This is a genomic window from Paracoccus sp. MBLB3053 (assembly GCF_031822435.1).
Lineage (GTDB): Bacteria > Pseudomonadota > Alphaproteobacteria > Rhodobacterales > Rhodobacteraceae > Paracoccus > Paracoccus aurantius.
The window spans coordinates 356,002-369,405 of sequence record NZ_JAVQLW010000003.1 but is presented as its reverse complement, the minus strand read 5'-3'; the positions used below and the strand labels follow the sequence as shown (position 1 = coordinate 369,405).

General features: G+C 61.1%; 10 protein-coding genes. 4 read left to right on the top strand and 6 right to left on the bottom strand.

Translation table 11 applies throughout. The features are described from left to right. Positions 1-45 precede the first annotated feature (45 nt). Together RGQ15_RS18260 and RGQ15_RS18255 are read left to right on the top strand one after the other, a co-directional pair. Positions 46-945: a LysR family transcriptional regulator gene (locus RGQ15_RS18260; RefSeq protein WP_311162152.1), complete on the top strand. Its 900-nt coding sequence runs from the start codon at positions 46-48 to the stop codon at positions 943-945. Positions 946-1,153: 208 nt separating this feature from the next. Further along, the gene (locus RGQ15_RS18255; protein WP_311162151.1) at positions 1,154-3,922 is read left to right on the top strand and encodes a hypothetical protein; all 2,769 of its coding nucleotides are present in this window, start codon (positions 1,154-1,156) and stop codon (positions 3,920-3,922) included. Positions 3,923-3,934: 12 nt separating this feature from the next. Here RGQ15_RS18255 and RGQ15_RS18250 read toward each other — a convergent pair whose 3' ends face one another. From RGQ15_RS18250 to RGQ15_RS18235, 4 genes are all read right to left on the bottom strand, one after another. Next, positions 3,935-4,270: a hypothetical protein gene (locus tag RGQ15_RS18250; RefSeq protein ID WP_311162150.1), complete on the bottom strand. Its 336-nt coding sequence runs from the start codon at positions 4,268-4,270 to the stop codon at positions 3,935-3,937. Positions 4,271-4,790: 520 nt separating this feature from the next. After that, complete coding sequence (locus tag RGQ15_RS18245; RefSeq protein WP_311162149.1) at positions 4,791-5,276, bottom strand: cupin domain-containing protein; 486 nt, start codon at positions 5,274-5,276, stop codon at positions 4,791-4,793. A 1,008-nt stretch (positions 5,277-6,284) separates the two neighbouring features. Then, on the bottom strand, positions 6,285-6,797 hold the full coding sequence (locus RGQ15_RS18240) for a DUF2478 domain-containing protein (RefSeq protein WP_311162148.1): 513 nt from the start codon (positions 6,795-6,797) through the stop codon (positions 6,285-6,287). Between the two features lie 82 nt (positions 6,798-6,879). After that, positions 6,880-7,518: a TetR/AcrR family transcriptional regulator gene (locus RGQ15_RS18235; RefSeq protein WP_311162147.1), complete on the bottom strand. Its 639-nt coding sequence runs from the start codon at positions 7,516-7,518 to the stop codon at positions 6,880-6,882. 156 nt (positions 7,519-7,674) lie between these two features. On the opposite strand from RGQ15_RS18235, the gene RGQ15_RS18230 reads away from it, so the two are divergent. Both RGQ15_RS18230 and RGQ15_RS18225 read left to right on the top strand, forming a co-directional pair. Then, positions 7,675-8,880, top strand: coding sequence for an HlyD family secretion protein (locus tag RGQ15_RS18230; RefSeq protein WP_311162146.1), 1,206 nt, complete (start codon positions 7,675-7,677; stop codon positions 8,878-8,880). Positions 8,881-8,884: 4 nt separating this feature from the next. Further along, positions 8,885-10,474 carry a DHA2 family efflux MFS transporter permease subunit gene (locus RGQ15_RS18225; RefSeq protein ID WP_311162145.1) on the top strand — a complete coding sequence of 530 codons (1,590 nt, stop codon included), beginning with the start codon at positions 8,885-8,887 and terminating at the stop codon, positions 10,472-10,474. Positions 10,475-10,547: 73 nt separating this feature from the next. Here RGQ15_RS18225 and RGQ15_RS18220 read toward each other — a convergent pair whose 3' ends face one another. Together RGQ15_RS18220 and RGQ15_RS18215 are read right to left on the bottom strand one after the other, a co-directional pair. Beyond that, a complete protein-coding gene (locus RGQ15_RS18220) occupies positions 10,548-11,759 on the bottom strand; it encodes an AGE family epimerase/isomerase (RefSeq protein WP_311162144.1) in 1,212 nt (403 codons plus the stop codon). A gap of 145 nt (positions 11,760-11,904) precedes the next feature. Continuing rightward, positions 11,905-13,404, bottom strand: coding sequence for a tripartite tricarboxylate transporter permease (locus tag RGQ15_RS18215; RefSeq protein ID WP_311162143.1), 1,500 nt, complete (start codon positions 13,402-13,404; stop codon positions 11,905-11,907).

The following is a 13,404-nucleotide window of genomic DNA, read 5'->3' as shown; positions in this document are numbered from 1 at the left end:
GAGAATATTCGTAAAATCGCATTATTTATTTCGATATGGGAAATAATGGGCGAGCTTGAATCGATCCGGATCTTCCTGGAAGTCGCCTCTCAGCGCAGCTTTTCCGGCGCCGCACGTGCCCTCGGGCTGGCCCCTGCCGCAGTCACGCGCGCGGTCGCGGCGCTTGAGACAAAACTGGGCACGCAGCTTCTTGTCCGTACCACGCGGGCCGTGTCGCTGACCGCGGCGGGTGCGCTGTACGCAGCACGGGTTGCCCCTTTGGCCGATGGTCTGGGCGCGGCAGCCGAGGAAATGCGAGAGCGGCAGGGCGAGTTGAGCGGCCTTTTGCGGATCAGCGCGCCCCTGTCGCTGGGATCACTGGTTCTGCCCTCGGTGCTGTCGCAATTCGCGACAATCCATCCCCGTACCAACGTTCTTGTCAGCCTGACTGACAGACTTGTCGACATCGTCTCAGAAGATCTCGATCTGGCCATTCGCATCTCGGGCGCGCCATCGGACAAATCGACGATCTGGCGCAAGATCTGCCGCGTGCCACGTTTGCTGGTCGCCTCGCCCAGTTATCTGAACAGGCAGGGTACTCCCGAGACCCCCGAGGATCTGGCCGCACACGACTGCCTTGGCTATGCCAGCGGCATGGCGGGCGAAACCTGGAACCTGAGCAGGGGTGACGAGCAGCGCCATATCCGCGCCTCAGGCAGGTTTCAGGCAAATAACGGGGAACTGTTGGCCCAGCTTGCGGCGAATGGTGAAGGCATTGTCATGCTGCCCCATTTCATGCTGCGCGAGGCGCTGGGAAACCGCTCCTTGGTGCCGGTTCTGCCCGACTGGCACCCTTCCGAACTCTGGTTGACCCTCTATTACCCGCCCTATGAACGCCTGCCCCTGCGCGTCGCGACCTTCTCGGACTTCTTCGAGAGCCATGTCAGGGAAAGCTGGAAGGATTGATCAGTGCTCGGTGTCCGACTTCCGCGGCGGAGCGAATGTCGGTCAGTCTTGCAAGGCGACGCGGTCCGGCCGCCAGCAAGCCCGCCAACGCTCAGATCAGTGATGCCATCTTGCGGGATGATCGCATCAGATGCCGTTTCGCGCAGTTTTTCCTTTTGGCCCGCCGCATTACATGGACAGGATGCGACAGAGTTGGCACCATGCAATCATGGCCAGCGTCGTTCGTGTTCCTCCGATCGTCCGCTTCCTGTTTCGCGCCGTGGCGATCGCGCTCCTCGTCTTTGTCGCGCTTGATGTCGCGGCATGGGCCTTGCCTCGTCTTGTCGGCCTTTATCGTGATACGCGCCTGGCGGTCCTCGCGGCATCCCGAGGTCAGGACCTTCGTCCCGGACATACCGGCCTGATCTATGTCGAGAGCCCCGAGGTCTATACGCGTCAACGGCTGGTCAATGATCGCTATCTTCAGGATGCCTGGCTGCGCAATCGCCTGGCCGAGGTGGACAGCCCCGATGCCGGCTGGATCGAGGATGCCCAGGCCGAGATGCGCCGCGCCGTGCTGGGCGTGATCGCGGGACAGGGAAGCACTGCGCCATCTGACGAAGAAAGTGATCTGACCGGCCTGTCGTCCGAGCTGGTCGAACAATTGGCGCAGATCCCCTTCAAGACGCGCTTCCGCCTGCAGTCCGAGGCGCGAGACGAGATCCGGCAGATGATCCTCGAGAATGCGCTTGATGACCGCCATGATCTTAGCGGAAACACGGTGCTCGGCCTGAAATTCGACACTTCGATCCTGCCAGGGGCAGAAACGGTCCTGAACCCGACGGTCGTTGTACGAATGGATCAGAACCCGCTGGACATATTGCTTGGGCGTCCCGGTTCCGACGCAGCCACGCCTGCCGCAGATACAGAGCCGCCAGCAGCGCCTGATGGTTCTGCTGACGTCGACGAAGAACCCCCCTTGCTGCGGCGCGATCCCGAGGCGTTCGTGCGGCATTTCATGCGCTATTCCGGCCCCTCGGGACAGTCCGTGGGCCTGAGCGAGGATGATCTGCGCATCCTCGTTCAGATCGACCGCTATTTCGGCGATTGGCTCGACAATGTCAGCCGGCGGCTGAACGAATATCGCGGCGAAAGAAAGGCGTTGTGCCGGCCGGAACTGCTCGATCAACCCTTGTGCCGGGGAGTTGAAGTCGAGCCGTTCGCAAGGGCATCGCTCACACAGCTATTCTCTCAGGTCGAAGAGGTCGACGAGGCGCTGGCCTATGTCACCCGGTTGCCCGATTCCGAGACGCGAATTGCCTCGCGGTTGCGGGATCAGGTCTTGCGGAGCGCGGTTGACGAATGCACCAGAGCCGCAACCGATCCCGCCTTGCCCCCCGTCAACCTGGGCGGTTTTCTCGAGCAGCAGCAGCGGATCTCCTCTCCGTTTGCAGCAATTCCCGGTGCCTGGGGCCAGTTCTTCGAAGCCCAAACCAAGTTCCAGCTGATCCGCCAGCCCAGCCAGTGCAGGCTGGACGTGGACATCTCGTTCAACCAGCGGGACGTCGATCTTTACGTTGCAAGACCCGACGCGCCCGACACGGCTGGGTTGGGGCGGATGGGAGGCCTGCTTCCGCTGCCGTGCGAAAAGGCGCAATGCCCGGATTTCGAGGCCTGGGTGCAGCCTCGGCGCAACATGAGCCCCGAGGCCATCGCGCGCCTGAAGGCCGCGTTGACGCCGACCGTGCTCGCCGGGATCGAGGCCGCCGCCGATATCCATGATGCACGGGCACTTTGCCTCGTGCGGCCGCAGTTCGGTGATCCCTTCCTGGCCGAGGGTGCCAGCAAGGACGAACTGGTCGGTCGTTACGAACAGTTCGAGGGCTACGAATTCACGATAGACGATTGCGCGATCGGTCGGCAGGTGCAGTTGCGCCTTGGAGCGCTAGAATTCTTTCGCCGCATGGCCCAGGTCGAAAGCTATACCTATGCAGCCTTTCCGCGCGGGAACGTGACAGGGGTTGTGACCGAAGCCGGAAATAGCCAGTCCATACAGGGCGGCGCCGGGGCTTCTGGCGTTACCGGATGGGCCGGTTATTCCAGTTCTGAGGCCAGCCGGAAATTCGAGGCGGCGCCCGAGGTGATCAATTTCGCATCGGGCCAAAGCCGCAGCGGCAGGCTGCCTGACGATGAGCGCGAACTTTTCGATTTCGGATGGACCGTAGTCAAGGCCGGAATCAAGGAACCCATGATGGTGTCCCAGCTTGTGCTCGTTTCGGTCCCGGCTTACCTCGACGAGATCCGGCTGACGGTGTGGAAGGGATTTCTTGACCCCGACAAGGTGCCGGACGATCGGAATGCGCGCATCTATGCGCCACGCTCTGATGCAACTTCGCCTGTGGCGGGGGGATCTGACGCTCTGGTCGCAGGCGACACGCGCTCATTCAACGATCTGAACCTCGAAGAGATGATTGGCGAGTTGATGGAGGGCTATCAGCGGCGCACCATCACGTTGAAAGTGCCCACCGATTTTGCCGCGCTCGACAGCATCGTGATCGGCCGGAACGAAATTCTTGGCCCGATGATCAACAAGAAGGTGTTCCAGCCCCGCGCGTCTGAAAGCGATGAGGGTGCAGCCCCGTGTCTCAGGCCAAGGCGGATCAGTCCCAAGGATGGCGGAGAGGGGAGTTCGGCCTACCAACTTGCGCTGGTCATCCCGGGCGAGCGGCTCTGGCGTTCGACCGTGGTGACCCTTGCTGGAAGCAAGGCCGAGCGGATCGAGGTCATGCCGGACATGCGCGGTATCCTCGCGACCATGACCTTTCCCGAATATCCGGCCGAGAAGACGGATCGGCTGTGGGTCTGGACCAGCGAAGGGAATGACTCGGTCGAAGTCAGCTTCTGCGAGAAGGGAGAAGACTTGGCTCAGGTTTCGCCAGGCACCGAGCCCGTGGCAGCTCTCGAAGAACCCCCAACCGAGACACCCGCACAAGAATAGTGACCTGACGCTTCAGCGCACGACGCGTCCGACATAGTTGCCGCACTGGCAGGGAGAATTGATGGGGCGAGGCGACACTTCGCAGACCCCGCCGGAGGTCTCGCAGATTGTGCCCGTGCTTTGCTGGACAAGCTCGCGCAGACGGGTCTCGACGGCATTCGAGGACTTGCCAGAATGCGCGGCGGAGGGTTGATCCTGCACATGGGTCAGAGATGCAACAGGATCGCGGGCAGTCTCAACCGCGGGAATATCTGTGGATAGGGGCTCGGTCGCCGGGGTCTTGACGAGGCCAAAACCATAGATTGCCGCCACGGCCAGCACACCGGCCACAACTGGGAGTCTGAACATAACCTGCTTGCGCCTCTTGCCTTGACAACCATGTGCCACGGTCGTTGTCCCTTAGACATATACAGCGAAAGCCTTCGTTTTCCAAGGTTGACTGCCTGGATTGCATGCAAACCGGCGCCTCCTTGCCACAATTCGTCACTTGAGGAATGCGGCGTATGAACCGGTAAGCGGTTCGCTCAGGGCCGGAATGGAATTTGCCCAACGCCGCCCGCGCATATTTCTGCTGCCACGTCCGGGGGTGATGTTTTACCAAGTGTGAAAAGGGATATCGTTACATTTCTATCTCCTCTCGCGCGACGCGGTCGAGATGCTTGGGACCTGCCTCTTGATCTCCCGGAAATCTGAACCGCCGTTCCGGTCGATCTCCCCGCAAAAAAACGGGAACTGGCGAACCGTGCGATCTGTCCCAGAGCCGAAGCGAGGTACCACCGCGTGGGCGGCCGCCGTCGGATCATGAGGTCACCGCACCTGCGCCTTGAGCACAAGGCCCGTCTGGCGCACGAGCGTTGTGTTCATTCTGTCACGATTGGGGGGCAGGATGGATCGGGTCAACCCAATACACGGATTCGGGCGGCTCGATCGGGTCGACATCGGTGATATTCACCACCACGGCCTCATTGTCCGAGCGGACAAGCACGCATTCAAGCACGTGTTCGGGGTCGGCATTGATCTCCTGATGAGGAACATAGGGCGGAACATAGATGAAGTCGCCCGGACCGGCCTCGGCGACAAATTCAAGCCTTTCCCCCCAACGCAAACGGGCCTTGCCGCGAACAACATAGATCACGCTTTCCAAGGGCCCGTGATGATGGACACCGGTCTTGGCATCGGGTTCGATCGCCACCGTCCCAGCCCAGATCTTCTGCGCGCCAACCCTTGCGTGATTGATTGCAGCCTGCCGGAACATTCCGGGAGTCTGAGCCGTGTTGGGGTCCAACTGATCACCCCTGATGACCCGGACACCATCATGTTTCCAGCGCGGGACGTCGTCGTGATCGTGGGGCATTTCCCGTTCCCTTCCCGTTCCGTGAGAGTGCGAACTGGACTTTTTCCCGAAAGCACCTTGGTGGAAGCGTAAGCCTACAAGGGACGGGCCGTCCAGAATTGATCTGTTTCAGGATCTGGTCATCGTCCATGCTGCTCGCACCATCGCGCTGCGAAGCAATGGCGGAAATCCTATCCAGCCTGCTCGTCGAATGCGAAAGACCCGCATCGATGTCGTCAGTCCATGCTTTCCACATCCAGAAGATCTCAGCTTCGTTGCCGACTTGGGACATGCACTCTGCGACGAGAGTTCCGAAAGCGGCAATGTCCGCAATCGCGCGCGAAGCGATGCCATTGACCCGTTGACGTCCGACGTCCGCGCGAGGCGTCCGGTCGCGCGACCGTGTCGAAATCCTGCCTGTCGATCGGGCCTCCGGGTGAAGCTCAATTCCAGCTCAAGACCGACCGGTTGATCAACCGGGTCGCGAAGCTGGGCCTGGACACCGATTGGCAGTCTTGCGGCAATGGACGCCCGAGATGGCCACGATCCTGGATCTGAGTGCACGCGCAGTGGGATTTGCGGCGAAGCCATCGGTACCGGTCTGGGGGAGCTGTTCATCAGAATGCTCCTCTATCGGCGATACGCGGTCGATCGACCCAGCCGGTTATATCCCTTGGTCGTGCCTACCGCAGTTGCGGTTCAGAAAACGCCGGAAGCAGCGGTGATGCCTCAGTTCCTCAAGAAGCGCGACGACGCCCTTGGCCTGCCGGAGGATGCGCGCTGCGATCATGGCTCTGAAGCCTAGCGAAAGCTCTGGCTCTGGCGGTCGCGCAGGGCGGCGACAAGATAATCATATCGGTCTGCAGACTGGCAGGGTCGGCGCGAGCAGCTTTGCAGGACTTTCTGGTCCGGTTTCGAATTAACGCGCCTTCTGGAACAGTAACATCAGCTGGATATGTTGGTCGGCCGAGACGGGAATCCCTGCTGGCGATAGCGCGCACAAATCCGCGCGCTACGCCGTTGATCAGATCAGGCCGCGATCTCGTCGACGTTGGATTTGCACCAATTCAGGACGCTCATGGCATCGGGGGGCAGTTCGACCGCCATGGCGCCTGCAAAGGCTCGGAAGGCCGGCAGGTTCATTCCGTTCACGCCGATCAGGATCGCAAGTCCCATTTCGGCTGCCTCCGCGATCACCGGGGTCAGGCCGCGACCTTCGGCCTCCTGCTTGCCGAATTTGTTGACGATAAGCAATTGCGCCTCATGCAGGGTCCCCGAGACGGCCATTGCCGCTTCCTCAAGCGCGCCCGCGTCAAGCCTGCAGCCCTGGGCATGCGCGCCCCTGTCTTGGCTGATGGCGAATACCGGACCCTTGGGAAGCACATGGATGTGCATATCGCAATGATCACGATCGCTGCGCTCGAAATTGCTTTGCACGGTACCGGCCAGGCGCAACCCTTCAGCGTCCAGTTGCATGGCGACCGAGGTCAGGAATGCATCATTCGCACCGCGGCCGGACAGGCTGACATAGGCAATCCGCATGACATTCTCCGGCTCTGAACGTGTCGATCGGGCAGGCGATCATCATGCCATATGGGATCGGCAAGCAAGCCCCTTCATTCACTCATGGCGTCGGAAGTCGGCCTGACAGAAAGCGCGACACGCGCGAGGCGACGTGCAATTCGATGTCTTCGTCGCTCAGCAAGGGCATCATCAGCAGGGCGCGACGCTGCAATCCAGCCACGACGAGATCGAGGAATTCTGCACTGGCGGCGTGGCAGTCGTCGATCCGAAGGTCACCCCGCAGGCAGCGGAGTTCAAGATATTCCGAAAGTGTCCGAATTGATCGGGCCGGACCTGAAGCGTAGATCTGCCTGGCGAGATCGGGGAATTTCTCGGCAGCGCCGATCATCATGCGCATGGCTGCCAGAACCTCGGGCTGAAGCAGGGTCAGAAGCATCTGGCGACCGATCGCGTGCAGTTCCTGTTCGACCGAGCCTGTGCCAGTTGCGATGCGTCGCATTGCCTCTTGCATCCGATCGCATTCTTCCAGAACCAGCGCCTGGAACATCGCTTCCTTGCTGTCGAAATAAACGTACAGCGTTCCCTTCGACACCTCTGCCGCTCGCGCGACATCCTGCATCGAGGCGCCTTCGAAACCCTTTTGCAGGAACATGCGGCGCGCGCCATCAAGGATCTGCTGGCGTTTCGGGCTGTCCTCTCGGGCGGAGCCGGTTTCGGGCAGGGGCGGAGTTCCAGACATTTTCTTTCCGACCTGACGGGGCATTTCGCCTTTATCGAGTATATTGACCGAACGGTTCGGTCAATATATTTAAGGACTCGCCTCGCGGTCCGGAATCGCGGGGTTCTCCGAACATAGGGGCGTGCCCGGACGGGGCCCGTGTAGAAAGGCCAAATCATGGCAGATACCGAGCAGGCATTGGCGTCGGAAGCCGCGCCAAAGGGCAAGGCCAAGCGTATCCTGACCGGCCTGTTTTTGCTGGTCCTGAGCGTGGCGGGGTATACGGGCTGGAATTGGTTCAGCTACGGTCGTTTCCATGAGGAAACCGACGACGCCTATCTTGAAGCCGATCTGATCACGCTTCAGGCCCGTGCATCAGGCTACGTGTCCGAAATTCTCGTCGCGCCGAATGCTTCGGTCGAACGCGATCAGGTGGTCGCGCGGATCGATGCCGAAGATTATCAACTGGCGCTTGAAGCGGCCGAGAACGCGCTTGCTTCGGCCAAGAGCGCGCAAACCCAGCTTGGGGCTCAGATCGAGTCCGGGAATGCCACCATCGAGCAGGCAGAGGCCTCTTTGGCTGCTGCCCTTGCAACGAATGATGGCGCACAGAAGACCTATCGACGCGCCCGCGATCTGAAATCCTCGTCGGCCGGAACGCAGGCCGCAGTCGATGCAGCCGAGGCGACTGCCAAATCTGCGGCGGCGCAGGTCAAAAGCGCAGAGGCCGCGCTGGCCCAGGCAAAGGCCGAGCTTGGCGTGCTGCATGTGCGCGAGGAAAGTGCCGCGCTCGACGTCCGGGCCGCCCGGACGGCGATCAAGCAGGCGCAGCGCGATCTTGGATTCACCGAGATCCGGGCGCCGTTTTCCGGCATTCTGACGGCGCGGGCCATCGAAGTGGGTTCATATGTGACGACAGGAACCCGGATCGGAACGCTTGTTCCGGTCAGCGACGTCTATGTCGAGGCGAACTTCAAGGAAACCCAGATCGCCGGCATCCATCCCGGAGCCGAGGTTGGCATTCACGTCGATGCCTGGCCCGACGAGGAACTGCGGGGCAAGGTCGCCAGTCTGACCGCCGGCACCGGCCAGGTATTCAGTCTCTTGCCGGCCTCAAACGCAACCGGCAATTTCACGAAGGTCGTCCAGCGAGTCCCTGTGCGCATCGAGATTGCCGCCGAAGATCGTGCCCGGCTGCCGCTGCGCCCCGGAATGTCGGTTGTCGTAAATGTCGATACTCGCACGGGTGATGCGGGACCGCTTGCGCCCCCCTCCGGGGCCGAGCCGCTTCGCCCGGCAGGCGGCGTTCACGAGCCTGCCACCAGCAGCCGCGAGACCGACAAGCCCACCGGGGGGCTACAGGCCGCGCTGACAGGGGGCTGAGGCCATGTCCGCCGAAGCCGTTGCGCAGGCTGCCGGGACGATCCGGGCGGCCGATCCCGATCGAATTGATCCCAAACGCCTGATCACTTTCCTGCTGATGGTTCTGGGCATGTTCATGGCGATCCTGGATATCCAGATCGTCTCTGCCTCGCTGCCCGAAATCCAGGCCGGGCTTGCGGCATCCGGGGATGAAATCCCGTGGATCCAGACTTCGTACCTGATCGCCGAGGTCATCATGATCCCGCTTTCGGGCTATCTGTCGCGAATGCTTTCGACGCGCTGGGTATTCACGATTTCGGCAGGGGGGTTCACGCTGATGAGCCTGCTGTGCGGATTCTCGAACACGATCGGCGAAATGATCCTTTGGCGGACGCTGCAAGGCTTCCTGGGCGGAGCCATGATCCCCACCGTTTTTGCCTGCGCCTATACGATCTTTCCGCGCTCGAAAATGCATATCGTCTCTCCCATGATCGGCCTTGTCGCGACACTTGCGCCGACAATCGGGCCAACGCTCGGCGGATATCTGACGGAATTCATGAGCTGGCATTGGCTGTTCTTCATCAATGTCGTGCCCGGCATCGTCGTGACCATCGCGGCCTTTTCGCTGATCGATTTCGACAAGCCCGACCTGAGCCTGCTGAACCGCTTCGACTGGTGGGGTTTCCTGGGTCTCGCGCTGTTTCTCGGTGCGATGGAATACGTGCTCGAGGAAGGCGCGGGCGACGACTGGTTCGCCGATGAAATCATTTTGTTGATGACGGGTGTCATGATCCTGGGGGGAGTCCTGTTCTTCTGGCGGGCCTTCACTGCGGACGAGCCGATTGTCAGGCTGGATGCCTTTGCCGACCGCAATTTCGCGATGGGCTCGCTGTTTTCCTTCGGGTTGGGCATCGGCCTTTACGGGTTGATCTATGTCTTTCCCGTCTACCTGTCGGGGGTGCGCGGCTATAACTCCCTGCAAATCGGTGAAGCGATGATGGTCTCGGGGGCGTCGATGTTTTTGACAGCCCCAATTGCCGGGCGGCTGTCCCAAAAAGTCGATCTGCGGATCATGATGGCGATAGGCTTCGCGCTGTTTTCGCTGAGCTGCTGGATGATGAGCCATCTGACACAAGACTGGGACTACTGGGAAATCTTCATTCCGCAGATCATGCGCGGCGTGTCTCTGATGCTTTGCATGGTACCGGTTTCGAACATAGCGCTTGGAATGTTGCCGCCCGAGAAGGTGAAAAATGCCTCGGGTCTATTCAACCTGACCCGAAACCTTGGTGGTGCGGTGGGACTTGCCCTGATCAACACCATGCTTTCGAACCGCGAGGATTTTCATTATGCCCGGCTTGCCGAGGCCGTCCATGGCGGCAGGGGCGTTGCCGATCAGGCGCTTTCCGCTCTCGCGCAGGCCTATTCGTCGCTGGGCGAAGCGGCGCAGACCGCCGCCCTGTCCACACTGACTGGAATGGTCCGTTTGCAGGCGCTGATCCTGTCGCTGACGGATCTGTTCGTGACGCTGGCGCTGTTCTTCGCGGCCATGGGCACGCTGCTTATCTTCGTTGAAAAGCCAAAACCGGGTGGCGGAGGCGGAGGAGGGCATTGATCGCCGCGCCATCGTTCAGGAAATATCCTTGCAAGGCCGATGCGGCTGCCCCGACCTCGCTTTCAACCGACCCTCAAGTCTTGACCGGCCACATCATTCCTGCCGGGATCAGGCACGCCTGAAGTGCATGGTAGATGTCGGGCTTGCCCGAGAAGACGCCTGTCTCGGGCTTGCCGTCTGCGTCGATCTGGTGGAACCAGCCTCCGTGCATGTGGTCAATCAGGTAAAGATCAGCAAAGCTCCAGCACCGCTCATACCATTCGCGATAGAACGGATCGGGCCTGATCGCATTGAGCGTCCAGGCTGCGGCGATGGCCTCTGCCACCGGCCACCAAAGTCGCCAGTCGCGTGACACGCTGCCGTCATTGCCAAGCGTATAGGCAAAGCCGCCCTCGGGCAGCCATCCCAAATCGATCGCCTTGCGGAAGAGGGCGTCCGCAGCCTCGGGCATCCAAGCATGGCATTTTCCGGTCCGCAGCCAAAGTTCGACGACCAGCCTGCTCCACTCCAGCGCGTGGCCGGGCGTGGTGCCAGAGGGTCGGAACATCGCATCGCCATCGAAATTCGCATCGACTTGCCACTGACTGTCGAAATGTTCGGGGACGACCCAGCCGGCGTCGCGGGCATTCTCTCCGATCAGGCGCGTCGTGATACGGGTCGCCGCATCAAGATAGCGCGCGTCGCCCCATGCCGCATGCGCGGCCAGGAATGCCTCGGTCAGGTGCATGTTCGGATTCTGCCCGCGGTAGTCGAGTCCGCCCGTCCAGTCAACTTCGAACGTGTCGCTGACCACTCCGTGATCTTCTTCCCAGAATCGCGACCAGATCGCATCGAGAGCGAGATCGCGCAGCTGCTCGGCGTCCCCGTTGCCTGCCCGATGCGCCGACGCAGCGGCAAGCAGGACAAAGGCATGGCCGTAGGCCTGCTTCCTGCTGTCGATCGGGCCTGCATCATCGACCGACCAGAAAAAGCCGCCATTGACGGTGTCCCGCTGGCGGTCAAGCAGCCAGCGCATCCCTTTTTCGACGATTTCCGAGGCTTGCGGATGGTCGACGCGGGTCGCCAGCGCATAGCTGTGGACCATCCGACAAACGTCGTGAAGCGCCCTTTCCGAGCCAGAGCCGCGCGGCTCGTGGGGCAGGGGAGAGCCCGACATGTCGAGCATTGTAAAGCCGCCTTTTCCATCCAGCGCGGCCGCGTGAAAATCCCAGAGCGCTTGGGCTTGTTCCTTCAACCAGCCGAGATCGCGCGGGGCTTGGGGAAGGTGGTTTAGCTCAATGGGCATCTGGTCCTCGATCAACATGGAATGCAGCGTGACCATTGCAGACAGCCGCCCCACTGCGCAAGCGGGCAAGGCAAGCGGAGGTGTGCATCAACAATTGGAAAGGGCCGGAACGTATCCGCTCCGGCCCAAGGTAATGAGGAGCGCGCTACAACCGTGCCTTCTTGCGGAAGACCATGCCCCAAAGCGGCGTGTTCGACAGCAGGATGAGCAGCACGGCGACGAAGAGCGTCAGCGACAACGGGCTCGTGACGATGCCCTTCATCAGTCCGGCAAGGCTTTCCTGTTCGGAAATGATCGCCCTCCGCCAGTTGTCGTCCAAAAGCCTGCTCAGGATGACGCCAAGGATGACGGGACCCAGGGGATAGCCGTATTGCTTCATGAAATAGCCGAAGACGCCAAAACCCAGCATCCAGTAGACATCGGTCAGGCTGTTGTTGACCGCATAGGCGCCAACAATCGACAGGATCAGGATGACCGGCAAAAGCACCGTGCGCGGCAGCTCGACGATCTTGACGAAGATCCGGATACCGGTCAGGCCAAAGATCAGCATGAAGCAGTTCGCGAGAACGAGCGATCCGACGATGAACCAGAACATGTTCGGTTGTTCGATCATCAGCATCGGGCCAGGGTTCAGCCCGTGGATGAACAGCGCGCCGATCATGATCGCGGTCACCGCATCGCCCGGAATGCCCAGCGTCATCATCGGGATGAAGGCGCCGCCGACGGCCGCGTTGTTCGCTGTTTCGGGCGCAACCAGCCCCTCGATCGCGCCCTTGCCGAAGGGGACGTCCGGCTTGCGGGTGACACGCCGCGCATGGTCATAAGCCATCAGCGCTGCGATATCTCCTCCGGTTCCCGGCAGGGCGCCGACAACCGTCCCGATGCTGGAGGTTTGCAGGCCAAGGAACATGTGCTTGCGAACCACTTTCCAGGACGGGACAATGCCCGAGATCTTCTGGCGAACCGCCGGGGTGTTCACTGTATGAAGCTGCGCAAGCGCCTCGGCCACGCCGAACATGCCGATCATGATGGCGACGAAGGACACGCCGCCACGCAACTGGTCGATCCCGAAGACGAAGCGGTCCTCAACGGTCAGCGGGTCCATGCCGACTGCGCCGATCGCGATCCCGAGCGCGCCCGAGAAGACGCCCTTGATCAGGCTTTCGCCCGAAAGGGAACCGACAAGAAGAATGCCCATGATCGCGAGCAGCATGAAGTCACGCGGCTGGAAGCGGATCGCGAATTCGGAAAGTGAGGGCGCGAAAAGCGCAAGCGCAAGGATGCCGATGAAGCCGCCGAAGAAGGAAACCACGGTCACGACCCCGATCGCCTCGCCGGCGCGGCCTTGCTGCGCCAGCGGATAGCCATCCATCGCCGTCGCAATCGCAGAAGGCGCACCCGGGATGTTCAGCAGGATCGCCGTGCGGGATCCGCCATAGACGCCCCCCATGAAGATGCCGATCATCAGCGCGAGCGCCGGATAGACATCCCAGGAAAACGTGAACGAAATCAGGATCGAGACGGCCATCGTCACCGAAAGGCCGGGGATCGCTCCGACATAGATGCCCGAAAGCGTCCCGAGCCCGACCAGGGCAAGCAGCTTCAGGTTCAGAAGCGGCATCAGCAGGTTGGGAAGAATTTCCAT